At 70.1% G+C, this 25,966-nt stretch carries 18 protein-coding genes, 1 pseudogene and 1 riboswitch; of the genes and pseudogenes, 15 read left to right on the top strand and 4 right to left on the bottom strand.

Features of this window, described 5'->3' with window-relative positions:
• Positions 1-369: 369 nt before the first annotated feature.
• From ABZ070_RS08675 to ABZ070_RS08655, 5 genes are all read left to right on the top strand, one after another.
• Positions 370-2,496 (top strand): DNA topoisomerase IV subunit B, encoded by a 2,127-nt coding sequence (locus ABZ070_RS08675; RefSeq protein WP_356631405.1) that lies wholly within the window; start codon positions 370-372, stop codon positions 2,494-2,496.
• A 116-nt stretch (positions 2,497-2,612) separates the two neighbouring features.
• On the top strand, positions 2,613-3,773 hold the full coding sequence (locus ABZ070_RS08670; protein ID WP_356631403.1) for a sensor histidine kinase: 1,161 nt from the start codon (positions 2,613-2,615) through the stop codon (positions 3,771-3,773).
• The gene (locus tag ABZ070_RS08665; protein WP_356631401.1) at positions 3,770-4,444 is read left to right on the top strand and encodes a response regulator transcription factor; all 675 of its coding nucleotides are present in this window, start codon (positions 3,770-3,772) and stop codon (positions 4,442-4,444) included. Before ABZ070_RS08670 ends, ABZ070_RS08665 begins: the two co-directional genes overlap by 4 nt.
• Before the next feature lie 130 nt (positions 4,445-4,574).
• Complete coding sequence (locus tag ABZ070_RS08660) at positions 4,575-5,021, top strand: DUF485 domain-containing protein (protein WP_356631447.1); 447 nt, start codon at positions 4,575-4,577, stop codon at positions 5,019-5,021.
• Positions 5,018-6,673: a cation acetate symporter gene (locus ABZ070_RS08655; RefSeq protein ID WP_356631399.1), complete on the top strand. Its 1,656-nt coding sequence runs from the start codon at positions 5,018-5,020 to the stop codon at positions 6,671-6,673. Before ABZ070_RS08660 ends, ABZ070_RS08655 begins: the two co-directional genes overlap by 4 nt.
• 59 nt (positions 6,674-6,732) lie before the next feature.
• On the opposite strand, the gene ABZ070_RS08650 is transcribed toward ABZ070_RS08655, so the two are convergent.
• Both ABZ070_RS08650 and ABZ070_RS08645 read right to left on the bottom strand, forming a co-directional pair.
• Positions 6,733-7,413 carry a response regulator gene (locus tag ABZ070_RS08650; protein ID WP_356631397.1) on the bottom strand — a complete coding sequence of 227 codons (681 nt, stop codon included), beginning with the start codon at positions 7,411-7,413 and terminating at the stop codon, positions 6,733-6,735.
• Positions 7,410-9,128, bottom strand: coding sequence for a sensor histidine kinase (locus ABZ070_RS08645; RefSeq protein WP_356631395.1), 1,719 nt, complete (start codon positions 9,126-9,128; stop codon positions 7,410-7,412). Before ABZ070_RS08645 ends, ABZ070_RS08650 begins: the two co-directional genes overlap by 4 nt.
• A gap of 232 nt (positions 9,129-9,360) precedes the next feature.
• Between ABZ070_RS08645 and ABZ070_RS08640 the strand changes: the two genes are divergently transcribed.
• The 5 genes from ABZ070_RS08640 (at position 9,361) to ABZ070_RS08620 (ending at position 15,598) form a co-directional block, all read left to right on the top strand.
• Positions 9,361-10,368 (top strand): LacI family DNA-binding transcriptional regulator, encoded by a 1,008-nt coding sequence (locus ABZ070_RS08640; protein WP_356631393.1) that lies wholly within the window; start codon positions 9,361-9,363, stop codon positions 10,366-10,368.
• Between the two features lie 187 nt (positions 10,369-10,555).
• Complete coding sequence (locus tag ABZ070_RS08635; RefSeq protein ID WP_356631391.1) at positions 10,556-11,968, top strand: extracellular solute-binding protein; 1,413 nt, start codon at positions 10,556-10,558, stop codon at positions 11,966-11,968.
• Positions 11,969-12,016: 48 nt separating this feature from the next.
• Positions 12,017-12,979, top strand: a complete 963-nt coding sequence (locus ABZ070_RS08630; protein ID WP_356631389.1) for a sugar ABC transporter permease — start codon at positions 12,017-12,019, stop codon at positions 12,977-12,979.
• A gap of 18 nt (positions 12,980-12,997) precedes the next feature.
• Positions 12,998-13,873 (top strand): carbohydrate ABC transporter permease, encoded by an 876-nt coding sequence (locus ABZ070_RS08625; RefSeq protein WP_356631387.1) that lies wholly within the window; start codon positions 12,998-13,000, stop codon positions 13,871-13,873.
• Between the two features lie 108 nt (positions 13,874-13,981).
• Complete coding sequence (locus ABZ070_RS08620; RefSeq protein ID WP_356631385.1) at positions 13,982-15,598, top strand: glycoside hydrolase family 13 protein; 1,617 nt, start codon at positions 13,982-13,984, stop codon at positions 15,596-15,598.
• A 34-nt stretch (positions 15,599-15,632) separates the two neighbouring features.
• Here ABZ070_RS08620 and ABZ070_RS08615 read toward each other — a convergent pair whose 3' ends face one another.
• Positions 15,633-16,877, bottom strand: a complete 1,245-nt coding sequence (locus tag ABZ070_RS08615) for a citrate synthase (protein WP_356631383.1) — start codon at positions 16,875-16,877, stop codon at positions 15,633-15,635.
• 92 nt (positions 16,878-16,969) lie between these two features.
• On the opposite strand from ABZ070_RS08615, the gene ABZ070_RS08610 reads away from it, so the two are divergent.
• Positions 16,970-18,133 (top strand): citrate synthase/methylcitrate synthase, encoded by a 1,164-nt coding sequence (locus ABZ070_RS08610; RefSeq protein ID WP_356631381.1) that lies wholly within the window; start codon positions 16,970-16,972, stop codon positions 18,131-18,133.
• Between the two features lie 50 nt (positions 18,134-18,183).
• Positions 18,184-19,302, top strand: a complete 1,119-nt coding sequence (locus ABZ070_RS08605) for a GTP-binding protein (protein WP_356631379.1) — start codon at positions 18,184-18,186, stop codon at positions 19,300-19,302.
• Here ABZ070_RS08605 and ABZ070_RS08600 read toward each other — a convergent pair.
• On the bottom strand, positions 19,299-21,749 hold the full coding sequence (locus tag ABZ070_RS08600) for a DNA topoisomerase IV subunit A (protein ID WP_356631377.1): 2,451 nt from the start codon (positions 21,747-21,749) through the stop codon (positions 19,299-19,301). The genes ABZ070_RS08605 and ABZ070_RS08600 overlap by 4 nt on opposite strands.
• 214 nt (positions 21,750-21,963) lie before the next feature.
• On the opposite strand from ABZ070_RS08600, the gene ABZ070_RS08595 reads away from it, so the two are divergent.
• The 3 genes and pseudogenes from ABZ070_RS08595 to ABZ070_RS08585 form a co-directional block, all read left to right on the top strand.
• Positions 21,964-23,316, top strand: coding sequence for a pitrilysin family protein (locus ABZ070_RS08595; RefSeq protein ID WP_356631375.1), 1,353 nt, complete (start codon positions 21,964-21,966; stop codon positions 23,314-23,316).
• Between the two features lie 17 nt (positions 23,317-23,333).
• Entirely contained in the window at positions 23,334-24,701 is a 1,368-nt protein-coding gene (locus ABZ070_RS08590; protein ID WP_356631445.1) for a pitrilysin family protein, read from the top strand.
• Positions 24,702-24,931: 230 nt separating this feature from the next.
• Positions 24,932-25,093: riboswitch (cyclic di-AMP (ydaO/yuaA leader) on the top strand.
• 13 nt (positions 25,094-25,106) lie between these two features.
• Positions 25,107-25,886, top strand: a pseudogene (locus ABZ070_RS08585) (M23 family metallopeptidase); the annotation flags it as partial.
• Positions 25,887-25,966: the final 80 nt, after the last annotated feature.

Genomic DNA, 25,966 nt, shown 5'->3' with positions numbered 1-25,966 from the left:
TTCCCGCTCGTGGCTTTTCCTCGAAACTTCTTCCCGAGGTGGCTGTCTGCTGCCGGTTGGCGGCGAATGAGCCGTATTGCTTCGCTCTACGGATTTCGCGTTGCTTGTCTCGTTTGGCCCTCCCGGCTGGGTTGCCGGTTGTTCATGAGGACGTGCCCGGAGCCTAAATGGTTCATGCCTCGAAGGGAACGTGATGTGCACGTCACCCAATCGAGGGATCGAACATGCATACGACACTGGACTAGCATGAGGCATCAGGTGGGTGGCGCTACATCGGCTCTACCAGGCCTCGGTACGCTCTGACCGGCGACCGACGCCCGGCCTCTACCCCACTTGGCCACATCTGAAATTCAGCGAGGAGCGAACCGCGTGACCGCCGAAACGTCCGTGCCTTCCACAGCGCTGCTGACTGCAGAGCGTGACGGCTCCAACTACACCGCGCGGCACCTGCTCGTTCTGGAGGGGCTCGAGGCCGTCCGTAAACGCCCTGGCATGTACATCGGGTCCACCGACAGCCGCGGCCTGATGCACTGCCTCTGGGAAATCATCGACAACTCGGTCGACGAGGCCCTCGGAGGCCACTGCGACCACATCGAGGTGATCCTCCACGAGGACGGCTCCGTCGAGGTCAGGGACAACGGCCGCGGCATCCCCGTGGACGTGGAGCCCAAGACGGGGCTCTCGGGCATCGAGGTGGTGATGACCAAGCTGCACGCCGGCGGCAAGTTCGGCGGCGGCTCCTACGCGGCCTCCGGCGGTCTGCACGGCGTCGGCGCCTCCGTTGTGAACGCGCTGTCCGCCCGCCTGGACGTGGAAGTGGACCGCGGCAGCGCGACGCACATGATCAGTTTCCGGCGGGGTGTCCCCGGCATCTTCACCGAGTCGGGACCGGACGCCCCCTTCGACCCGGCGAACGGGCTCCGCAAGGGCAAGCGGGTGCCCAAGGGCCGGACCGGCACGAGGGTGCGCTACTGGGCCGACCGCCAGATCTTCCTCAAGGACGCCAAGCTCTCCCTGGACACCCTGCACCAGCGCGCGCGCCAGACCGCCTTCCTCGTGCCGGGCCTGACCATCGTCGTCCACGACGAGCGTGGTCTGTCCGACGAGGGCGGCGACGGCAAGAACGTGGAGACCTTCCGTTTCGACGGAGGCATCAGCGAGTTCTGCGAGTACCTGGCCCAGGACAAGGCCGTCTGCGACGTACAGCGGCTCACCGGCCACGGCACGTTCAAGGAGACCGTCCCGGTCCTCGACGACCGCGGTCACATGACCCCCACAGAGGTCACCCGCGAGCTCGGCGTCGACATCGCCCTGCGCTGGGGCACCGGCTACGACACCACGCTCAAGTCGTTCGTCAACATCATCGCCACGCCCAAGGGCGGCACGCACGTCACCGGCTTCGAACGGTCCGTGACCAAGACGATGAACGAGGTGCTGCGCTCCGCCAAGCTGCTGCGTGTCGCCGAGGACGACATCGTCAAGGACGACGCCCTGGAGGGCCTGACCGCGGTCGTCACCGTCCGTCTCGCCGAGCCGCAGTTCGAGGGCCAGACCAAGGAGGTCCTGGGCACGTCGGCGGCCAACAGGATCGTCGCCAACGTGGTGGCCAAGGAGCTCAAGGCGTTCCTGACGTCCACCAAGCGGGACGCCAAGGCCCAGGCCCGAGCGGTGCTCGAAAAGGCCGTGGCGGCCGCCCGTACGCGCATCGCGGCCCGGCAGCACAAGGAGGCGCAGCGCAGGAAGACGGCCCTGGAGTCCTCGTCGCTGCCCGCCAAGCTCGCCGACTGCCGCAGTGACGACGTGGAGCGCAGCGAGCTCTTCATCGTCGAGGGCGACTCGGCGCTCGGCACCGCCAAGCTCGCCCGCAACAGCGAGTTCCAGGCACTTCTGCCGATCCGGGGCAAGATCCTCAACGTCCAGAAGTCGTCCGTCTCCGACATGCTCAAGAACGCCGAGTGCGGAGCGATCATCCAGGTCATAGGGGCGGGCTCGGGCCGGACGTTCGACATTGACGCCGCCCGCTACGGCAAGATCGTGCTGCTGGTCGACGCCGATGTCGACGGTGCGCACATCCGCTGTCTGCTGCTCACGCTCTTCCAGCGCTACATGCGCCCGATGGTGGAGGCCGGCCGGGTGTTCGCGGCCGTGCCGCCGCTGCACCGGATCGAGCTGATCCAGCCGAAGAAGGGCCAGGAGAAGTACGTCTACACCTACTCGGACAGCGAGCTGCGGCAGACGCTTCTGGAGTACCAGCGCAAGGGGATCCGTTTCAAGGACTCCATCCAGCGCTACAAGGGCCTCGGCGAGATGGACGCGGACCAGCTGGCGGAGACCACGATGGACCCCCGCCACCGCACCCTGCGCCGGATCAACATCGGTGACCTGGAGTCCTCGGAGCAGGTCTTCGACCTGCTCATGGGCAACGAGGTGGCGCCCCGCAAGGAGTTCATCACCAGCTCCGCGGCCACCCTGGACCGCTCGCGCATCGACGCCTGACCGTCCCGGCCGTTCAGGCGGTGCCCAGCCGGGGGTGGAGGCGACGACTCCACCCCCGGTCCGATCCGTGGCGCCGGCCTCCTCCGTAGCATCGGCCGTGACGGAGGGGGACGGACGTGCGTGGAGGCAAGTGGGCCCAGTGGCCCAGCCAGGAGGCGCTGTCGCGCCTCGGCATCCCCCGAGCCCGGATGGCGCTCGACATGGCCCTGCTCGCCGCCCTGTCCCTGTGGGCCGTCATCAGTGCGTACTCGTCCGACGTCTTCCACGGCTGGGGCGCCGTGCTGCCCCCGCTGGCCTTCGCGGCCTGCGCGGCCGCAGGCGCCCGCTATCACCTGACGACACTCGCCCACCGCCTGCTGCCCTCGATGGCGCTGGTCGCCGTCTTCGCGGCCGTCGGCTGGGGAGCCTGCCTCGCGGACGTACCCGTGGCGGCGATGGTGCTGTGGATCGGTGCGTGCGTCATGTCCATGGAACGTCTGCCGCTCGCTGCGGCCTTTGCGGTCGTGACGGTCATGGCCCCGGGCTTCGCGACGGCCGACGGGAGCGACTGGGGAGCTGTTGCCACGCTCGCCTCGGTCCTGCTCGGGGGCTACGCCCTGCGCCTGGACGCGGAGGCGCGGGGCGCCGGCTTCCGGCTCCTCGCCCAGGAGCGGGCCGCTCGCGAGGCCGAGGCGGTTTCCGCCGCGCTCGCCGAGCGGGCCCGTATCGCCCGTGAGATCCACGATGTGCTCGCGCACAGCCTGTCCGCTCAGATGGTGCACCTGGAGGCGGCGAGGCTGCAGATCGAGCGCGGTCCCGAAGGGCCCTTCCGCGACCAGATCCTGGAGCGGGTGGTGGCGGCGCGCGGCATGGCCAGAGAAGGACTCGCCGAGACGAGGCAGGCTCTGTCGGCCCTGCGCGGAGAGATGGCGCCGGTCGAGGACTATCTGCGCGAGCTGACAGCCGCCGACGCCGCGCGGACCGAGGTCACCGGGCAGCGGCGGCCGCTTCCCGCCGAGGCTTCGCAAGCCGTGCGGAGAGTGGCCCAGGAAGCTCTGACCAATGTGCGCAAGCACGCGCCGGGAGCCGAGGTGCGCATGGTGCTCGCCTACCTGGAGGGCGAAGTCTGCCTGGAGGTACGGGATTTCGGGGCACGCGGAAAGACTGGTGAGCTCAAGGTTTCCGGAGCCGGGTACGGTCTGCTGGGGATGCGCGAGCGGGCGGAGTTGGCCGGCGGCACCCTGGACGCGGGGCCGGAGGGGGAGGGGTTCGTGGTGCGACTGCGGGTGCCGGCATGACCGGACATGTTGCCCGGGTGATCGTCGCCGACGACCAGGCGGTGGTGCGCGAGGGCATCGTGATGCTGCTCGGGCTGCTGCCGGGCATAGAGGTCGTCGGCTCGGCCAAGGACGGTGCGGAGGCCATCGCGCTCGTGGCCGAACTGACCCCCGACGTCGTCCTGATGGACTTGCGGATGCCCAGGGTCGACGGCGTGGAGGCGACGCGGCGGATCCGCGCTGAGCACCCCGCCACCCAGGTCGTCGTACTCACCACCTACGCGGACGACGACTCGCTCTTTCCGGCGCTGCGGGCGGGCGCACGCGGCTACCTCACCAAGGACGCCGACGGGGACGAGATCGTGCGGGCGATCCAGGACGTCGTCGCCGGTCGCGCGGGGCTGTCCCCGGTTGTCCAGCAGCGGTTGCTCGAGCAGGTCACCGCGGAGCCGCTGCCTGCCGGTCCCCGGCTGCCCGACGGGCTGACCGCCCGCGAGGGCGAGGTGCTCACCCTGATCGCGGAGGGCCTCGGCAATGCGGACATCGCCCGGCGGCTGGGCATCTCCACGGCCACCGTGAAGACCCACATCAACAACCTGTTCGCGAAGGCGGGCCTCCACGACCGGGCCCAGGCGGTCCGTTATGCCTATCGCGAGGGTCTCGTGCAGCCTCCGGGAGCGAGCGTCACCTGATGGGGTGAAGACCACCGAGAGAAGAGTCCGGGATCTTCCCACTCTGTCCATCCTTGGGCAGGCGGCCGAAACGGTTCGTCGGCAAGGAGAGTTGAGCGTGGAGAAGCAGGCAGGCCGGGACGCGGTCCCCATGCGGCTCGAGGACCCGTGGTACGACGCTCTGGCCTCCGGCTGGAGCGACCGGGACAGCACCGGAGCCCCTGCTTCCGGCGCTCCGCCCGCCTCCGGAGACCTACCCGGCGCCGGGCCGGGCGCCGGGGACATCTACCTCCAGGTGCAGCGCAGCGACGCCTTCCAGGAGGTGCGAGCCCGCTACCGGCGGTTCGTCGTTCCCATGTCCGTCGCCTTCCTCGTCTGGTACTTGGCGTATGTCGTCGCCGCCACGACCGCACCGGCTCTGATGGCCAGGCCGGTGGCCGGAGCGGTGAACGTGGCGATGGTCGCGGGTCTCGCCCAGTTCCTCACCACGTTCCTGCTGACCTGGGCCTATGCGCGCCATGCCAGGCTGCGCCGGGACCGGGCGGCGCTCGACCTGCGATGGGACACCCAGGAGATGACCAGGGGGGCCGGGCGATGAACGGGGACCATCAGGCGCTCGCACTGCTGCTGTTCTGCGCGTTCATCGCGGTCACACTCGGTATCACCACGTGGGTGAGCCGCAACAGGCATGGTTCCGCCGAGGAGTTCTACGCGGGCGGGCGGCTGTTCTCGCCGATGGAGAACGGGTTCGCCATCGCCGGCGACTACATGTCGGCCGCCTCGTTCCTCGGCATCTCGGGGCTCATCGCGCTCTACGGCTACGACGGAATGCTGTATTCCGTCGGCTTCCTGGTCGCCTGGCTGGTCGTGCTGTTCCTGGTCGCCGAACTGGTCCGCAACTGCGGCCGGTTCACTCTGGCCGACGTCGTCGCGGCGCGGATGAGCGAGCGGCCCGTGCGGATCGCCGCGGGAACTTCCTCGGTCACCGTGTCCGTTCTCTACCTGGTGGCGCAGATGGTCGGGGCCGGGAGCCTGGTCGCGCTGCTGCTGGGCGGGACGAGCGAGGCCGCGCGCTCGTGGACCGTCATCGGAGTGGGCGCCCTGATGGTGATCTACGTTTCGTTGGGGGGGATGCGAGCCACCACCTGGATCCAGATCGTGAAAGCCGTGCTGCTGATGGCGGGCGCCATCACCCTGACCTTGCTGGTGCTCGCGCGATTCCACGGCGACTTCAACCAGTTGCTCAACGCCGCTGCCGCGCACAGCGGCCACGGCAAGGACTTCCTTTCACCGGGGCTGCGCTACGGCGGGGACTGGACCGCACGCCTGGACTTCATCAGCCTCGGCCTGGCACTGGTGCTCGGCACGGCAGGACTGCCGCACATCCTGTCCCGCTTCTACACGGTGCCGACCGCGCGGGCTGCCCGCCGCTCGGTCGTCTGGGCCATCGGTCTCATCGGCAGCTTCTACCTGATGACCATTGTGCTCGGTTTCGGAGCGGCCGCCGTGCTCGGCACCGACGAAGTCCGTTCCTCCAACGCCTCGGGGAACACCGCGGTGCCCCTGCTCGCCCTCGACCTCGGCGGGGGTGCGGGTTCGACCGGGGGCACGGTGCTCTTCGCGGTCGTCGCCGCCGTGGCGTTCGCGACGATCCTGGCCGTCGTCGCGGGGATCACGCTGGCCTCCTCGGCCTCGGTCGCCCACGATCTCTACGCCTCGCTGCGGCGTCGGCGTTCCGCTCCGGCGCCCGTCGGCGGCATGGAGCCGGGCAGGGCAGACGGCGATGCGGGCTCCGGCCGGAAGGAGTACAGCGAGGTCGCGGTCGCGCGGGGCGCAGCGGTCGGAATCGGGGCGGTCGCGATCGCGCTCGGTCTGCTGGCCCGCGACCTGAACGTGGCGTTCCTGGTGGGGCTGGCCTTCGCGGTCGCTGCCTCCGCCAATCTGCCCGTCCTGCTCTACTCGCTGTTCTGGCGGAACTTCACCACCCGCGGCGCGGTCTGGTCGGTCTACGGAGGACTCGTCCCGGCTGTGCTGCTGGTGATCCTTTCGCCCGTCGTCTCAGGCGGCGAACGCGCCCTGTTCCCTGGTGTGGACTTCGATGTCTTCCCGTTGGAGAACCCGGGGCTGGTCTCGATCCCGCTGGGCTTCCTGGCCGGCTGGATCGGCACGGTCACCTCGGCGGAGCCGCCGGACGCGGCGAAGCACGCCGAGACGGAGGTGCGGTCGCTGACCGGAGCCGGCGCGGTGTGACCGGAACGTGCGGTGCGAGCCGACGCCCCGCCCCCGGCGCCCGTGGCGTACCGGGCGCGTCAGACGCTCGCCGACCACACGTAGCGGTGTTCCGGGCGGCCCGTCTCGCCGTACCTCAGAGTCAGCCGCACCCTGTTCGTCCGTTCCAGAAGCTTCAGGTAGCGCTGCGCGGTCTGCCGGCTCACCCCCGCGCGTTCCGCGATCTCCTGCGCCGAGAGCGGCCCCTCGGCAGCCAGCAGCACCTGCCGTACGACCTCGGCCGTGGTCGGCGAATGCCCCTTGGGCAGCTCAGGGGCCACGGAGCCGGCCGACAGCGTGCCGAAGATCCGGTCCACCTCGGCCTGTTCGGCCTCACCCCCGCTGTCGAGGGTGCGGCGCAGCGTTGCGTACGCCTCCAGCTTGGCGCGCAGTCCGGCGAAGTTGAACGGCTTGACCAGGTATTGGAGTGCGCCGTGGCGCATCGCCGCCTGGACGGTCGCCACGTCCCTCGCCGCCGTCACCATGATCACGTCTGTCTGGTGGCCGAGCCTGCGCAGCTCACGCACGACCGACAGGCCGTTCTCGTCCGGCAGGTAGTGGTCGAGCAGGATCAGATCGACCGAAACCTCCGCGATCCGGGCGAGCGCCTCTGCGGCCGAATGGGCCTGCGCCACGACCCGGAAACCGGGCACCTTGGCGACATAGGCCGCGTTGATCTCCGCGACCCTGATGTCGTCGTCCACGACGAGTACGTCGATCATCGTGACTGCCGTGTCTCTCGTACGTCGTCCGCCTCCACCACTCCGTCCTCTCGTCCATCCTGCTCGAGGCCGTGGCCGTGACTGTGCGTCGCCACCGCCCCGGTCTCCGTCAGGGCGTCGGGCAGTACGACGGAGAACTCGGCGCCTTGGGCCGCGGACTCGCGCACCGCCGCGCTGCCCCCCTGCCGTTCGGCGAACCTGCGCACCAGCGGCAGGCCCAGGCCGCGTTTGCCGTGAGCCGGCAGCTCCTTGGTGGTCCATCCGTCCGTGAAGATCAACTCGCGCTGTTCGGCCGGTACCCCGGGGCCGCTGTCCGCCACACGCAAGGTCACCGTGCGTCCCTGCGCGTGCAGCTCGATCTCGATCGTCGGGTCCTGCGTGCCGGCGGCGGCGTCCAGGGCGTTGTCCACCAGGTTGCCGACCACCGTCACCAGCCCGCGCGGATCCACCAGGCGGTCGGGCAGCAGCGTCCCCGGCGCCAGGCGCAGCGAAACGCCGCGCTCCGCGGCGACCGTCGCCTTGCCGACGAGCAGCGCCGCGAGCAGCGGGTCGTGGATCTTCTCGGTGACCTGCTCCGCAGTCGCTCGGTGCACCCCGACGACTTCGGTGACGAATTCGACCGCCTCCTGGTGCATCTCCAGCTCCAGCAGTCCGAGCAGCGTGTGCAGGCGGTTGGCGTGCTCGTGGTCCTGTGCGCGCAGGGCGTCGATCAGCCCGCGGGTGGAGTCCAGTTCCCGGCCGAGCTGTTCCAGCTCGGTGCGGTCGCGCAGCGTGGCGACGGCACCGCCGTCGTCGGTCGGCATCCGGTTGGCGATCAGTACCCGGCTGCCCCGTACCGTCAGCAGGTCGTCGCCGCTCACCCGGCCCGCCAGCACATCCGTGGTGCGTCCCTCGCCGAGCACCTCGTCCAGCGCCTGTCCGGTGGCCTCCGGACCGACCCCGAGCAGCCGCTGGGCCTCGTCGTTCATCAGTCGGATGCGTCCGGCCGCGTCGAGGGCCACGACGCCTTCCCTGATGCCGTGGAGCATCGCCTCGCGCTCGGCGAGCAGGGCGGAGATGTCGGAGAAGGCGAGGTCATGGGTCTGCCGCTGGAGTCTGCGGGAGATGAGGTAGGCGGCGAGGGCGCCGACGGCCAGCGCGCCGCCCGCGTAGGCGAGCAGCTCCGGGATCGCCGCCAGCAGCCGTGCCCGCACGCTGTCGTACTCGATGCCCACGGACACCGCGCCGACGATCCGGCCGTCCGTGTCGCGCAGCGGTACCTTGCCGCGCGCCGAGCGGCCGAGGGTGCCGCTGTCGATCTCCATCACGTCCCGCCCGGCCAGCGCCTCGCTGGGGTCGGTGGAGACGATACGGCCGATCTGGGCCGGGGAGGTGTGGGACCAGCGCACGCCGCGGCCGTCCATGACGACGACGTACTCGGCGCCGGTGGCCTGCCTGATCCGTTCGGCGTCGGCCTGCACGGGGCCGTCGGCGGTCGGGCGGGAGCCGGTCAGCTCCTCCGCGAGCTCCGGGGACGCGGTGGTCTCCGCGATTGCGAGGGCGCGGCGCATCGCCTGGTCGTCGAGCTGGGCGCTGAGCGGGGCGAGGAACAGGCCCGTGACCAGGGCTGTGACACCGGTGACGATCGTCAGCTGCATCAGCAGGACCTGGGAGAACACCCGCTGCGGCCAGCCGAACCGCCGTCGCCGGGCGCGGGCGGTCGGTACGGGACTCATGCCTAGGAACGGTAAGCGGAGCGGTCCGCTTTACGAAATTTCCGCGAGGGCGCAAACCGCTTGCGGGCCTTGCGGCCAGCTTTCGTTTTCCCGACCGGAGCGAAGGATGCCGCCGGTACCGATGCATGGGTTCCGGAGGGGCATATCAACATCAATCCGTAGTCGGCGGGTGCGGGACGGTCAGAGGACACTGACGCAAGCGGCTTGCAGGGCTTGCGCTAACCTTGCGCGCATGACGCGACGACTTGCTCAGGTGGCGAAGAAGGTAGGAGTCAGCGAGGCCACGGTCAGCCGGGTCCTCAACGGCAAGCCGGGGGTCTCCGAAGCCACCCGGCAGTCCGTGCTGACGGCGCTGGACGTTCTCGGTTACGAGCGTCCCACGCAGCTGCGGGGCGAACGCGCGCGCCTGGTCGGGCTGGTGCTGCCCGAGCTGCAGAACCCGATCTTCCCCGCCTTCGCCGAGGTGATCGGCGGAGCGCTGGCCCAGCAGGGCCTCACTCCGGTGCTGTGTACCCAGACGAAGGGCGGCGTCTCCGAGGCCGACTACGTCGAGTTGCTGCTGCAGCAGCAGGTGTCCGGTGTCGTGTTCGCCGGCGGCCTCTTCGCGCAGGCGGACGCGCCGCACGACCACTACCGTCTGCTGGCCGAGCGCAGGATCCCGGTCGTCCTCGTCAACGCCTCCATCGAGGGCCTCGACTTCCCCTGCATCTCGTGCGACGACGCCGTCGCCGTGGAGCAGGCGTGGCGGCACCTCGCCTCGCTCGGGCACGAACGCATCGGCCTTGTCCTCGGGCCCGGCGACCATGTGCCTTCCCGGCGCAAGCTCGCGGCCGCGCGCGCCGTGGCCGGGGCTTCGGGCGGCGGCCTGCCCGACGAGTTCGTGGAGCGCTCGATGTTCTCCCTGGAGGGCGGTCAGGCGGCGACGGCGCGGCTGCTGGACAAGGGGGTCACCGGGATCATCTGCGCCAGCGACCCGCTGGCGCTCGGCGCGGTGCGGGCGGCCCGGCGCCGGGGGCTCGCCGTGCCCGCCGACATCTCTGTGGTGGGCTTCGACGACTCGGCCTTCATGAACTGCACGGAGCCGCCGCTGACGACCGTGCGGCAGCCGATCGAGGCCATGGGGCGGGCGGCGGTCGAGCTGCTGGCCGCTCAGATCCAGGGTGGCGAGGTGCCCCCCGGTGAGCTGCTGTTCGAGCCGGAGCTGGTGGTGCGGGGCTCGACGGGCCAGGCGCCGAGGTAGTCGGTCGCCAGGGGCGTGGTGCGTGGCGCTCGCCCTTTTCTGCGTTCCAGCCCCTGACAAGTGACTGCCAAACTTTTGCGGAATCTGCGCGACATCTTGCGGGCATCTATCGACGGTGGTTGAGTGTGCCGCGCCCCGCAGCATGTCTGCCGCGGGTCCTCCATGCTCATGCCGAAGGGGACCTTCGATGCGAAGTGCCTGGTTCCGCCGTGCCGGTCGCACCACAGCGACCGCAGTCGTCTCCGTGCTCGCCCTGACCGCCCTGGCCGCCTGCGGCACGAGCAGCAGCAGCGACAACGAGCCCGAGTCCAGCAGTGGTTCGTCCGACCCGTCGGCGCCTCTGGATCCGAAGACGAAGCTGACGCTCACGATCGACTGCATGCCGCCGACTGCCAAGGCGGCCGAGCGCAAGGAGTGGAACGAGGACGTCAAGGAGTTCAACAGGACGTACCCCAACATCAGGATCGAGGGCCGCTCCACCCCTGGCCAGTGTCTGGAACCTCCCCGCTTCACCGCGATGTTGAAGGCCAAGTCGCAACCGGACGTGTTCTACACGTACTTCACCGATCTGAAGCAGGTGCTCGACAACGACGGAGCCGCCGACATCAGCGCCTACGTCGACAAGAGATCGGTCCCCGCGCTCGGAGACATCGACCCCGACGTGCTGAACTCCCTGAAGCACGAGGGCAAGCTCTACGGTCTGCCGACCAGCAGATACACCATGGGCCTGCTGATCAACCGCAAGCTGTTCCAGCAGGCCGGCCTCGACCCGGACACCCCGCCCACGACCTGGGAAGGCGTGCGGTCCGCGGCGAAGAAGATCGCCGCCCTCGGTGAGGGAATCGCCGGCTTCGGCGAGTACAGCGCCGCCAACACCGGCGGCTGGCACTTCACCGCCCAGATGTACAGCCTGGGTGGGGACATCGTCGACGCGAGCGGGGAGAAGGCCGCGTTCAACGACGAGCTCGGCAGGCAGGTCGCCGAGAACCTCCACGCCATGCGTTGGGAGGACGACAGCATGGGCAAGACGCAGCTGCTGAAATGGGGCGACCTGCAGAAGCAGATCGCGTCCGACAAGCTGGGTATGTTCCTCGCCGCCCCCGACGACGTGACCTACATGGTCCAGCAACTCGGCGCCCGGTACGAGAACTTCGGCATGGGGCCGATCCCCGGTGGGAAGGCGACCCTCTTCGGCGGCAACAGCTACATGGTCAAGAAGGGCATCTCGTCCGACAAGATCAAGGCCGCCGTCGCCTGGCTGAACTTCCAGACGCTCACCGCCGGCAAAGGCCAGTTCGACTGGGAGCGGAGGAAGGCGGACAAGCTGCCCGTCGGTCTTCCGCAGCCGAACTTCTGGCTGAACGACACCAAGGCCGAGGACGACGCTGCCCGCACCCAGCACGCCACGATGCCGGTGGAGAACTTCAAGGCATTCATGGACAACCCGGTCAAGGGCAAGGCAGAGCCGCCGAAGGCCCAGGAGATCTACAAGGTCCTCGACAACGTGATGTCCGGAATCCTCACCAACAAGGACGCGGACGTGACCGAGCTCCTCGCAACCGCCGAGTCCCAGGTCAACCAGATCCTGGCCAACCAGTAGCCGACGCGGGGCCAAAGTGTCCGGCCCCGACAGCAGCAAGGAGCGACGATGTCGGCCCCCACCCTGTCGACCGCCAAGGCGGCCGAGCCCCGCCGTACCCGGCCCGGAGAACACGGCGGCAGACCGCCGGGCGGGTCCCTCAAGCGGGCCCTGCGCCGCAATCTCACCGCTCACGGCTTCCTGATGGGCGCCGTGCTCTGCTTCTCGTTCTTCTCGTGGTACCCCATGGTCAGGGAGTTCCTCCTGGCCTTCCAGAAGACCGAGGACGGGCGGACCACCTGGGCCGGCTGGTCCAACCTCACCACCGTCTTCAACGACCCGGCCTTCTGGCAGGCGTGGGAGAACACCCTCCTCTTCACGGCGCTCGCGCTGCTGCTCGGCTTCGCCGTGCCGTTCGCCGTGGCCCTCGTGCTGAACGAGTTCCGTCACGCCCAGGGCTATCTCCGCCTGCTGGTCTACCTGCCGGTGATGCTGCCGCCCGTCGCCTCCGTCCTCCTCTTCAAGTACCTGTACGACCCGGGGCACGGACTGCTCAACGAGTTCCTGGCCTTCCTGCACCTGCCGCAGCAGCAGTGGCTCCAGGACCCGGACACCGCGATGCTCTCCGTGGTCATCGCCGCCACCTGGATGAACATGGGCGGCGCCACGCTGATCTACCTCGCAGCACTGCAGAGCATCCCCGGTGAGCTCTACGAGGCGGCGGAGCTCGACGGGGCGGGCCTGTTGCGCAAGATCTGGCACGTCACCGTTCCACAGACCCGGCTGATCCTGTCGGTGATGCTGCTGATGCAGATCATCGCGACGATGCAGGTCTTCACCGAGCCGTTCCTGCTCACCAACGGCGCCGGCCCGGAGGGCTCGACCACGACCGTCGTCTACCTCATCTACCAGTACGCCTTCAACTTCAACAACTACGGCAGCGCGGCCGCGCTCGGACTGGTCCTGCTCGTGCTGCTCGCCGGGTTCTCGGCCGCGTACGTGCGGCTCAACCGCGGCAGCGACGACGATTAGGGCGCTGGGAGACGACACATGTCCACACGCACGCTCATCTCACCTGCCCAACTGGCCAGGCCCCGCGGCAAGATCCTGTACTGGGTGACCTTCGTCCTGGTCGTGGGGTTGTTCACGCTGGTCTTCCTCGGCCCGCTCTACTGGATGGTCACCGGAGGTCTCAAGACCACCCAGGAGATCGTCCAGTCGCCCCCCACCCTCGTCCCCGAGTCGCTCCAGCCGCAGAACTACTCGCGGGCCTGGGACGTCATGGACCTGTCCCGGCTGCTGTTCAACACGCTCTACTACGCCTTCGGCGCGCTCGCCTTCCAACTCGTCTTCGACGTGGCCGCCGCCTACTCGCTCTCCAGACTGCGTCCCGTCCTCGGCAAAGCCATCCTGGCGATGATGCTGGCCACGCTGATGATCCCGGCCACGGTGCTCGTCGTACCGCAGTACCTGACGGTGCTGGACGTGCCGGTCGTCGAGCGGAACCTGCTCAACTCGCCCTGGGCCATCTGGCTCCCGTCCGTCACCAACGCCTTCAACATCTTCCTGCTCAAGAGGTTCTTCGACTCGATCCCGCGGGAGCTCCTCGACGCCGCCTCGATCGACGGCGCCTCGCCGATGCGCATCCTGTGGTCGGTGGTCCTGCCGATCTCCCGGCCGATCCTGGGTGTCGTCTCGATCTTCGCGGTGGTCGGCGTCTGGAAGGACTTCCTCTGGCCGATGCTCACCCTGCCAGACCCGACAAAACAGACCCTCAACGTCGGCATCTACTCGCTCTCCGCCGGAGTGCCGGAGAACGTTCTCATCGCCGCGCTCACCATCGCGTCCGTGCCGACGCTCCTGATCTTCCTGATCTTCCAGCGCAACATCATGAGCGGACTCACGGCAGGCGGCCTCAAGGGCTGAGTACGCACCGCCGGGCCGCCCGTCCATCACGTCTCCGCCGCCGGCCCGTACCGGACGCCCCGCTTCCGGGTCGGCGGTGGAGTCCCACCCGCCCGAAAGGACCGTCACGTGGCAGCCCTTCACCCGGCCCGTCATCCGCACCCCACCGACGACTGGTGGCGCCACGCCGTCATCTACCAGGTGTACCCCCGCAGCTTCGCCGACGGCGACGGCGACGGCACCGGAGACCTCGCGGGCGTACGGGCGAGACTGCCGTACCTGGCGGAACTGGGCGTCGACGCGATCTGGTTCACCCCGTGGTACCTCTCGCCACTGGCCGACGGCGGCTACGACGTCGCCGACTACCGCACCATCGACCCGGCCTTCGGGACGCTGGCGGAGGCGGAGAAGCTGATCGCGGAGGCCCGCGGGCTGGGCATCCGCACCATCGTCGACATCGTGCCCAACCATGTGTCCGACCAGCACGCCTGGTTCAGGGCCGCGCTCGCGGCCGGACCGGGTGCCCCGGAGCGCGAGCTGTTCCACTTCCGCCCCGGCCGCGGCGAGAACGGGGAACTGCCGCCCAACGACTGGCCCTCCCAGTTCTCCGGCAGCACCTGGACCCGGGTCGAGGACGGCGAGTGGTACCTCCACCTCTTCACACCCGAGCAGCCCGACCTCAACTGGGCCCACCCGCACGTCCGTCGGGAGCACGAGGAGGTGCTGCGCTTCTGGTTCGAGCGGGGTGTCGCGGGCGTACGGATCGACTCCGCGGCGCTGCCGGCCAAGGACCCCGAGCTGCCCGACTTCGTTGAGAGCGTGGGCCCGCACCCCTACATCGACCGGGACGAGCTCCACGACATCTACCGCTCCTGGCGGGCGGTGGCCGACGAGTACGGCGGGATCTTCGTCGGGGAGGTGTGGCTGCCGGACTCCGAGCGCTTCGCCCGCTACCTCCGCCCCGACGAGCTCCACACCGCCTTCAACTTCAACTTCCTCAGCAGCCCCTGGAACGCCGAGCGGCTGCGCCGCACCATCGACGAGACCCTCGCCGAGCACGCGCCGGTCGGCGCCCCCGCGACCTGGGTGCTGTGCAACCACGACGTCACCCGCACGGTCACCCGTTACGGACGTGAGGACACCGGCTTCGACTTCGCCGCCAAGGCGTTCGGCACTCCGACCGACCTGGCGCTCGGCACCCGCCGGGCCAGGGCAGCGGCCCTGCTCACGCTGGCGCTGCCCGGGTCGGTCTACCTGTACCAGGGCGAGGAACTCGGGCTTCCCGAGGCCGAGATCCCGCCGGAGCGGATACAGGATCCGATGTACTCCCGGTCCGGCGGCACGGACCCGGGCCGGGACGGCTGCCGGGTCCCCTTGCCGTGGAACGCCGACGCCCCCTACTGCGGCTTCGGTTCACGGACCGAACCGTGGCTGCCGCAGCCCGAGGGCTGGTCGGCGTACGCGGCGGACCGGCAGGCCGGCGACCCCGGCTCGATGCTGGCGCTGTACCGGGAGGCCCTGCGGCTGCGCCGCGCCCTGCCCGGCTTCGGCGACGGGCCGCTGCACTGGCTGCCGGCCGCGCCCGGGGTGCTGGCCTTCGCCCGTACCGACGGTCTGGTCTGCGTCGTCAACCTTGCCGTGCAGCCCGCCGAACTGCCGGCGCCCGCCCGTGTGCTGCTCGCCAGCGGTCCCTTGGACGCCGGCGGCCGACTGCCGCGTGACACCGCGGTGTGGCTGCGGACGTGACGGCCGCGGGCCGAACCCTCTCGGTCGGCGCGCCTCAGGGCAGCGGCCGGGGCGGGCGGGGGCCGTTGTACTGGCCGCTGGGGCGCATGCGCAGCGGCCGCTCCGCGTACTCCTCCAGTGCGTGCGCGATCCAGCCCGCGGTGCGCGCCACCGCGAAGACCGTTTCCCCGGCATCGGCGGGCATCCCCGACGCCACCGACAGCACGGCGAGCGCCAGGTCCACATTGGCGTGCAGCGTGGTGTGACGGGCGGTCGTGTCGACCACGTCCCGGGCGGCCGCGAGGGCCGGCTGTGCCTGCGGCACGTCCTCGAGGGCCGCGAACAGCGCCTCGGCGCGCGGGTCCCGGCCGGCGTAGAGGCGGTGGCCGAGCCCCGGCACCCGGCGGCCCGCCCGCAGATGGTCCGCCACGACGGGTGCGGCGCCGCCCCGCTCGAGCACCTCGGTCAGCATCCGGTGGGCGAGCCCGCTCGCGGCGCCGTGCAGCGGCCCTTCCAGCGCTCCGAGCCCGGCGGAGACAACGGCGTAGGGGTGTGCTCGGGCGGACGCGGCGACCCGGGCGGCCAGCGTGGACGCGGCGAGGTCGTGGTCGATGAGCAGGCACAGCGCCTTGTCCAGGACTCGGAGCACCGCCTCGTCGGCCGGCCGGTCGGTGAGACGGGGCCACAGCCGCCAGGCGAGCGGGCCCTCGCCCCGGTGGTTGCGACCCACCACGGGCGTTGCGTCGACGAGAGTCGAGATGAGGCAGGTGCCGGTGCCCACCACCATCTCCGGGTCGAGATCGAAACGCAGCGGGTCGGTCACGGAGGCGGCGACGACGGCGACGCGCAGCCGGTCCATCGTCGAGGCGTGTCCGGGCAGCGCGCGGACCGCGTCGCGGGCCGCCTCGAGGGGCTCGCGCGGGGTGACGAACCGACGGCCGGGCTCGAGACGGCCCGTCAGCAGCCACCCCACGACCTCTTCGTACATGTACCGGTCGGCGAGTTCGACGGCGTCGACCCCGCGGTAGTAATAGCGGTCCTGCTCGATGAGCGTGATGCCGGTGCGGAACACCAGGTCGCCGGCGGGCTGGGCGTCCCGCCTGCCCTTGCGCGCGAGAGCGTCGACCTCGGCGGCGTCGAAGGTGCTGCCACGGCCGTTGGCACCGCGCCGACTGGTCAGCTGGCCACGACTCACGTACGCGTACACCGTCTCGGGCTTCACCCCGAGACGCTCGGCCGCCTCGCGGGTCGTGAGGCGCGGTTCGGTGGGCCGGCTCTCGGCGGGTGGGCGATCCGTCATGACAGAGACCCTATCCATGTTGATTCAATCAATATTGACAGTGATCCAGTCAAGCATGGACAGTGCAAGCAGGAAAGAGGGAGGGCAGCACCATGCCGATCAGCGCACCCACCGCACACCCGGCCGTACCGCGCGGACTCGCCGGCGTAGTCGTCACCGACACCACGCTCGGGGACGTCCGCGGACGTGAGGGCTTCTACCACTACCGCCAGTACTCGGCCGTCGAACTGGCGGAGCGCGGCACCTTCGAGGACGTCTGGCACCTGATGTTCCACGGCAGGCTCCCGGACGCCGCCGAGCGTGCGGCCTTCGTCGCACACACCGCCTCGCTGCGCGGGCTCGCCGGGGAGGTGAAGGCGGCACTGCCGGCCATCGCGCGCGCCGGCTCCGCCTCCGGCCCGCTCGCCGGACTCCGCACGGCGCTGTCCCTGCTGGGCGCCTCGGCGGGCATGCTCCCCGTGTACGACCTCGACCCCGAGCGCCGCCGGGCGGACGCACTCGCCGCCTGCGCCGCCGTACCGACCCTGCTCACCGCGCTGCACCGCCTCGGGCAGGGGCTCGAGCCGGTCGAGCCGCGCCAGGACCTGCCGTACGCCGCCAACTACCTCTACATGCTGACCGGTCAGGAGCCGGAGCCGGCCCGCGCCCGCGCCGTCGAGCAGTATCTGATCTCCACCGTCGACCACGGGTTCAACGCCTCCACCTTCACCGCCCGGGTGATCACCTCCACAGGAGCCGATGTCGTCGCGTGCCTCACGGGAGCCGTCGGCGCGCTGTCCGGTCCGCTGCACGGTGGTGCGCCGAGCCGGGCCCTCGACACGCTCGACGCCATCGGCACACCCGACCGCATCGACCCGTGGATCAGGGAACGCGTTCTCGCGGGGGAGCGGATCATGGGATTCGGTCACCCCGTCTACCGCACGGAGGACCCGCGCTCGCGGATGCTGCGCGGGATCGCACAGAGCTTCGGGGGACCACTCGTCGACTTCGCCGTCGAGGTGGAGTCACGCGTCGAGGCGATCCTCGCGGAGCTGAAGCCAGGACGTGAGCTGCACACGAACGTCGAGTTCTACGCGGGAGTCGTCATGGAGCTCTGCGGGCTGCCGCGCGAGATGTTCACGCCGACGTTCTGCGCCGCGCGCGTCGTGGGCTGGAGCGCCAACATCCTGGAGCAGGCGGAGGACTCCAAGATCATCCGACCGGCGGCCCGTTACGTGGGTGCGCCCCCGCCGCAGCCGCTCCCGGCTCCCTTCTGACCGGCCCATATCCTGGGGCCACGCCCGTGTGAGCCCCCGGAGGTACCGCCTTGAGCAAGCCGCAGATCCCCGTCGTCGTCCTCGCGGGCTTTCTGGGATCCGGCAAGACGACCCTGCTCAACCATCTGCTGCGCACCAGCCGGGGGACCAGGATCGGCGCGATCGTCAACGACTTCGGATCGATCGAGATCGACGCCATGACCGTCGCCGGACAGCTCGGCGACTCCACGGTGTCCCTGGGCAACGGCTGTCTGTGCTGCGCCGTCGACGCGAGCGAACTCGACGTGTTCCTGGACAAGCTCACACGGCCCGCCGCCGGGCTCGATGTGATCGTCATCGAGGCGAGCGGTCTCGCCGAGCCCCAGGAGCTCGTCCGGATGCTCCTCGCCAGCGACAACGATCGCATCGTGTACGGCGGCCTGGTCGAGGTCGTCGACGCGGCGGAGTTCGAGCGGACCCGTGAACGGCACCCGGAGATCGACAGGCACCTCGCCGTCGCCGACCTCGTCGTGCTGAACAAGGCGGACCGGGTCGGCGAGGCGACGGAGCGCAGGCTGCGCGAGCAGATCACCGCCCTCACCGACCGGGCCGCCGTGATCCCGGCGTCGTACGGGCGGGTGGACGCGGAGTTGTTCTTCGAACCGCGCCCGCGGACGGAGCGTGTGGGACAACTGTCCTTCGAGGACCTCTACGACGATCACGAAGGCCACGATCCCGGCGGGGACGGCAGCCACGACGGGCATCTGCACGCCGCCTACGAGTCCGCCTCGTTCAGTGCCGGCGAGCCCCTCCATCCGCGCCGGCTGCTGGACTTCCTCGACTCACGCCCCGAAGGGCTCTATCGCATCAAGGGATTCGTCGACTTCGGAGCGCTCGATCCGCGCAACCGGTACGCGGTGCACTCCGTCGGCCGATTCCTGCGCTTCTACCCGCAGCCGTGGCCCCCCGGCGACACGCAGCGGCGGACCCAGCTGGTGCTCATCGGGTCCGGCCTCGACGCCGACGCGCTGCTGGGCGAACTCGACGCGGCGCGCCTCAGGGGCCCGGACGACGTCCCTGAGGAGCACAGTCTGTGGGGTGTCCTGCGGTACGTACCGAAGGAGCCTTCGGACGACCCGTCCGAAGACTCCTTCGACAGCGACAGCGACAGCGACAGCTACGGCTACTAGCTCCCCGGTCCCGCGAGCACCGCCACCGGCGACGCGAGAGGGGTGCCCGAGCCGTCGCGCCGCGGATCGAGCTCCGGGAGCTCGGCCGGGGCGCCGTTCTTCTGCGCGGCCCGGGCGGGGGCGGCGCCTGCCCAGGCCAGGACCAGCACGTCCTCGCCCTTGAGGAAGCGCTGGCAGCGCACACCGCCCGTGGCGCGGCCCTTGCGCGGATACTGGTCGAACGGCGTGAGCTTCACCGTGGTCACCGAGTCGTCCAGCGTGCCGTGCGAGCCGGCCATGGTGAAGACCACCGCGTCGCCCGCCGGATCCACCGCGGTGAAGGAGATGACGTCCGCACCCTCGGCCAGCTTGATGCCCGCCATACCGCCCGCCGGCCGGCCCTGCGGACGCACCTGCGAGGCCGGGTAGCGCAGCAGCTGGGCGTCGGAGGTGATGAAGACCAGGTCCTCCTCACCGGTGTGCAGCTCGACGCCGCCGACGATCCGGTCGCCCTCCTTGAGGGTGATGACCTCCAGCTCCTCCTTGTTGGAGGGGTAGTCAGGTACCACCCGCTTGACCACGCCCTGCCGTGTGCCGAGTGCGAGACCCGGCGACGACTCGTCGAGACCGGTGAGGCAGACGACGGTCTCGTCGGCCTCCAGCGACAGGAACTCGGCGACCGGGGCGCCGCCGGAAAGGTTGGGTGCGGCCGCCGTGTCCGGGAGCTGGGGCAGATCGATCACGGAGAGGCGCAGCAGCCGCCCGCTCGAGGTCACCGCGCCCACCTCGCCACGCTGCGTAGTGAGCACCGCGGAGACGACCAGGTCGTGCTTGGTGCGCCTGCCGCCCTCGTCCGCCGGCGGTTCGCCCGTCGCCGTACGCGCGAGAAGGCCGGTGGAGGACATCAGCACGCGGCACGGGTCGTCGGCCACCTGCAGCGACGCCGCGGGGGCCGGGGTGCCCGCGGACTCCAGCAGGACGGTGCGCCTCGGGGTGCCGAACTTCTTGGCCACCGCGGCCAGTTCGGAGGAGACCAGCTTGCGCAGCTCGGCGTCCGACTCGAGGATGCCCGTCAGCTCGTCGATCTCTCCGGTAAGCCGGTCGCGCTCGCTCTCCAGCTCGATCCGGTCGAACTTGGTGAGCCGGCGCAGCGGTGTGTCCAGGATGTACTGCGTCTGGATCTCGCTGAGCGAGAAGTGCTGGATCAACCGCTCCTTGGCCTGCGCCGAGTTGTCGCTGGAGCGGATGAGGCGGATGACCTCGTCGATGTCGAGGAGCGCCACCAGCAAACCCTCGACCAGGTGCAGCCGGTCACGCCGCTTGGTGCGGCGGAACTCGCTGCGCCGCCGGACAACGTCGAAGCGGTGGTCGAGATAGACCTCGAGCAGTTCCTTCAGACCGAGGGTGAGCGGCTGCCCGTCCACCAGCGCGACGTTGTTGATGCCGAAGGACTCCTCCATCGGCGTCAGCTTGTAGAGCTGCTCCAGTACGGCCTCCGGGATGAAGCCGTTCTTGATCTCGATCACCAGACGCAGTCCGTGCTGCCGGTCGGTGAGGTCCTTGACGTCCGCGATGCCCTGGAGCTTCTTCGAGCCGACGAGGTCCTTGATCTTCGCGACGACCTTCTCCGGACCGACCGTGAAGGGCAGTTCCGTGACGACGAGGCCCTTGCGGCGCGCGGTCACGTTCTCCACGGACACGGTGGCGCGGATCTTGAACGTGCCCCGGCCGGACTCGTACGCGTCCCTGATGCCGCTGAGACCGACGATGCGGCCTCCCGTCGGCAGGTCGGGGCCCGGCACATGGCGCATCAGCGTCTCGAGGTCGGCGCCCGGGTGTCTGATGAGGTGGCGTGCCGCTGCGACGACCTCGCCGAGATTGTGCGGCGGCATGTTCGTCGCCATGCCGACCGCGATGCCGGAAGCGCCGTTGACCAGGAGGTTCGGATAGGCGGCGGGGAGGGCGACGGGCTCGCGCTCCTGGCCGTCGTAGTTCGACTGGAAGTCGACCGTGTCCTCGTCGATCGACTCGGTCATCAGGCTGGTGGCGTCCGCCATCCGGCACTCGGTGTACCGCATCGCGGCCGGCGGGTCGTCGTTGCCCAGCGAGCCGAAGTTGCCGTGGCCGTCGACCAGCGGCAGACGCATCGAGAACGGCTGCGCCATGCGCACGAGCGCGTCGTAGATCGACGCGTCGCCGTGCGGGTGCAGCTTGCCCATGACCTCGCCGACGACGCGCGCGCACTTCACATAGCCGCGGTCCGGACGCAGCCCCATCTCGTTCATCTGGTAGACGATGCGGCGGTGCACCGGCTTCATGCCGTCGCGTGCGTCCGGCAGGGCCCTGGAGTAGATCACCGAGTACGCGTACTCGAGGAAGGAGCCCTGCATTTCGTCCACGACGTCGATGTCGAGGATCCTCTCCTCGAAATCGTCCGGCGGCGGGGTCTTCGTGCTGCGGCGGGCCATCGCGGCTGCTGCTCCTTCACGTACCAGGTTGGGCATCTGACGCGGACCATTGTGGACCGTGCCGCTGACAACCCCGACCGCGACCCGGAATACCACCCGCCCCCAGGGGGGAACAGTGCAGATCGCGGCCCGGGAACTTCGCCAGGTGTCAGCACGCTTGCATACAGTGGCAGGTCTGGGAGCAAATCCAGTTTTCGCGATCGAAGGGACGTACATGCCCATGGGTCACACGGCCACAGCGCAGGCCGGTTCCGGCGGCCTGTCAGCGACCGAGCACCGCCTGGCCAACGGCCTGCGCGTGGTGCTCTCCGAGGACCACCTGACCCCGGTCGCCGCGGTCTGCCTCTGGTACGACGTCGGTTCACGCCACGAGGTCAAGGGCCGTACAGGACTCGCCCACCTCTTCGAGCACTTGATGTTCCAGGGCTCGGGCCAGGTGCAGGGAAACGGTCACTTCGAGCTCGTCCAGGGAGCCGGCGGCTCGCTGAACGGCACCACCAGCTTCGAGCGGACCAACTACTTCGAGACGATGCCCACGCATCAGCTGGAGCTGGCGCTCTGGCTGGAGGCCGACCGTATGGGATCGCTGCTGGCCGCCCTTGACGAGGAGTCGATGGAGAACCAGCGCGACGTCGTCAAGAACGAGCGCCGCCAGCGCTACGACAACGTGCCGTACGGCACGGCCTTCGAGAAGCTGACCGCCCTCGCCTACCCGGAGGGCCACCCGTACCACCACACCCCGATCGGCTCGATGGCCGACCTGGACGCGGCGACCCTCGAGGACGCCCGCACCTTCTTCCGTACGTACTACGCGCCCAACAACGCCGTGCTGTCGGTCGTCGGTGACATCGACCCCGAGCAGACGCTCGCCTGGATCGAGAAGTACTTCGGGTCCATCCCGTCCCACGACGGCAAGCAGCCGCCCCGGGACGGCAGCCTGCCCGAGAACATCGGCGCGCAGCTGCGCGAGGAGATCGTCGAGGAGGTTCCGGCCCGCGCCCTGATGGCCGCCTACCGCCTCCCGCACGACGGCACGCGCGAGTGCGACGCGGCCGACCTGGCTCTGACCGTTCTCGGCGGCGGCGAGTCCTCCCGGCTGCACAACCGCCTGGTCCGCCGGGACCGGACGGCCGTCGCGGCCGGATTCGGTCTGCTGCGGCTGGCCGGCGCCCCGTCGATGGGCTGGCTCGACGTCAAGACGTCCGGCGGCGTCGAGGTGCCGCAGATCGAGGCGGCCGTCGACGAGGAGCTGGCGCGTTTCGCGGCCGAGGGCCCCACGGCGGAGGAGATGGAGCGCGCACAGGCCCAGCTGGAGCGTGAATGGCTGGACCGGCTCGGCACCGTGGCCGGCCGCGCGGACGAACTGTGCCGCTACGCGGTGCTGTTCGGCGACCCGCAGCTGGCGCTCACCGCTGTCAAGCGGGTGCTCGAGGTCACCGCGGAGGAGGTGCAGGCGGTCGCCAAGGCCAGGCTGCACCCCGAGAACAGGGCGGTGCTGGTCTACGAACCGATCGCCGAAGAGACCGAAGCGGCCGACGGATACGAGCACGAGGGGACGGACCAGTGAGCGACGCTGCCGTGACCATGGACTTCCACCCGCAGCCCAAGGCGGGCGACCCCCGCCCCTGGGCCTTTCCGGCGCCCGAGCGCGGCACGCTCGACAACGGCCTGACGGTGCTGCGCTGCCACCGCCCCGGCCAGCAGGTGGTGGCCGTCGAGATCTCCCTCGACGCCCCGCTGGACGCCGAGCCCGAGGGCCTCGACGGTGTCGCCACGATCATGGCGCGCGCGCTCTCCGAGGGCACCGACAAGCACTCCGCGGAAGAGTTCGCCGCCGAGCTGGAGCGCTGTGGTGCCACCCTCGACGCGCACGCCGACCACCCCGGTGTCCGGGTCTCCCTGGAGGTTCCGGTCTCCCGGCTGCCCAAGGCCCTCGGCCTGCTGGCCGAGGCGCTGCGCGCCCCCGCCTTCGCGGACGGCGAGGTCGAGCGGCTGGTCCGCAACCGCCTCGACGAGATCCCGCACGAGACGGCCAACCCGGGGCGCCGGGCCGCCAAGCAGCTGTCCAAGGAGCTCTTCCCGGCCGAGCTGCGTGTCTCGCGCCCGCGACAGGGCACAGAGGAGACGGTGGCCCGGATCGACTCGGTGGCCGTGCGTGCCTTCTTCGACGCGCATGTGCGCCCCGCCACTGCGACAGCGGTTGTCGTCGGTGACCTCACCGGCGTCGATCTGGACGCCGTCCTCGCCGAGACGCTGGGCTCCTGGACGGGCGACAGCGCGGAGCCCCGGCCCGTGCCGGCCGTCAGCGCCGACGACACCGGCCGGGTGGTCATCGTCAACCGCCCCGGCGCCGTGCAGACGCAACTGCTCATCGGCCGTATCGGTGCGGACCGCCACGACCGCGTCTGGCCCGCCCAGGTGCTGGGCACGTACTGCCTCGGCGGCACCCTGACCTCCCGCCTCGACCGCGTGCTCCGCGAGGAGAAGGGCTATACCTACGGCGTGCGGTCCTTCGCCCAGGTGCTGCGCTCCGCGCCGGACGGTTCGGGCGCCTCGATGCTCGCCATCAGCGGCTCCGTGGACACCCCCAACACCGGCCCGGCGCTCGAGGACCTGTGGAAGGTGCTCCGCACCCTCGCGGCCGAGGGGCTCACCGACACCGAGCGCGATGTCGCCGTGCAGAACCTGGTGGGCGTCGCCCCGCTGAAGTACGAGACGGCGGCGTCCGTGGCGGGCACGCTGGCCGATCAGGTCGAGCAGCACCTTGCGGACGACTATCAGGCGCAGCTGTACGTGCGGCTGGCGGAGACGGGCACGGTGGAGGCCACTGCGGCGGTGGTCAACGCCTTCCCGGTGGACCGGCTGGTCACCGTGCTCGTCGGTGACGCGGCGCAGATCGAGGAGCCGGTCAAGGCCCTCGGCATCGGTGAAGTGACCGTCGTCACGGGCTGATTGAAAGTATCTTATCGGGCATACGGCTTGAAATGGGTACATGGTGCCCAAATGGAACCCCGGCTTCTGATCGTCTGCCGGGGTTCCGTGCTTTGTCTGTTTTGCGGGGAAGGTGGCCATTCTGCCCTGTGGCATGCGCTACAAAATGGGCTGTCCGTTTGGTGAATGACAGATGAGCTGCCTAGCGTCGATCCGGCTGTTCGCCAGAAGATCGCCGCACCCGCGGCATCGGACAGTCATCGCCGAGTCCCCGTCAGGCGCGAGCCTGGGGAGCCGGGGACCCACGCAGTCCCTGGGGTGAATCGGACGCCTTCGCCCGCGCGGAGGGGCCCGTAGGAGACCTTCCTGCTCCGAACCCGTCAGCTAACCCGGTAGGCGAGAAGGAAGGAAAGGACCAGCCTCTTCATGGCGTTCACCCGTGCCACCGGGAAGCACCGTGCCCCGAGCCGCCTGACGCGCCGCAGCGCGAACCTCGCGGGCGTCGCTGCCCTCGCCACCACCGGCGTCATCGGAAGCTTCGCCTCCCCGGCGCTCGCCGCCGACGCCGAGGCCACTCCCGTCGAGGACACCGGTCTCACCCAGATCGTCTCCATGGGGTCGATCGCCGACGAGATAGCCGACCAGGCCGCCGCCCAGGAGCAGGAGGCCCAGGAGGCCGCCGCCAAGGCACGGGCGAAGGCGAAGGCCGAGGCCGAGGCGAAGCGCAAGGCCGAGGCCCGCGCCAAGGCGGCCCGCGAGGCCAAGGAGCGCGCCGCCCGCGAGGCCGAGCGCAAGCGCCTGAACTCCTTCCGGCTCCCGATCGCCGGCTCCTCCGTGACCACCGGCTACAAGACCGGCGGCGCCCTGTGGTCCTCCGGCAGCCACTCGGGCGTCGACTTCCGCGCCGCCTCCGGCAGTTCGGTCGTCGCCGTCGGCTCCGGCACCGTGGTCGAGGCCGGCTGGGGCGGCGCGTACGGCAACAACATCGTCATCCGCATGAACGACGGCACCTACACGCAGTACGGCCACCTGTCGTCCATCGGCGTCTCCGTGGGCCAGCGGGTCACCCCCGGCCAGCAGATCGGCCTCTCCGGCTCGACCGGCAACTCGACCGGCCCGCACCTGCACTTCGAGGCCCGGACCACCGCGGACTACGGCTCCGACATCGATCCCGTCGCGTACCTGCGCTCGCACGGCGTCAGCGTCTGCTCGATCGTCTACGGCGCCTTCGCCATCATCAGCGGCATCTTCACCATCCCGATCGGCCTGATCACCCTGATCGTGGC

Source organism: Streptomyces sp. NPDC006283 (assembly GCF_040613325.1).
Taxonomy (GTDB): Bacteria; Actinomycetota; Actinomycetes; order Streptomycetales; family Streptomycetaceae; genus Streptomyces.
Note: the sequence above shows the minus strand (reverse complement) of the source record. Positions and strands in the feature narration are given on the sequence as shown.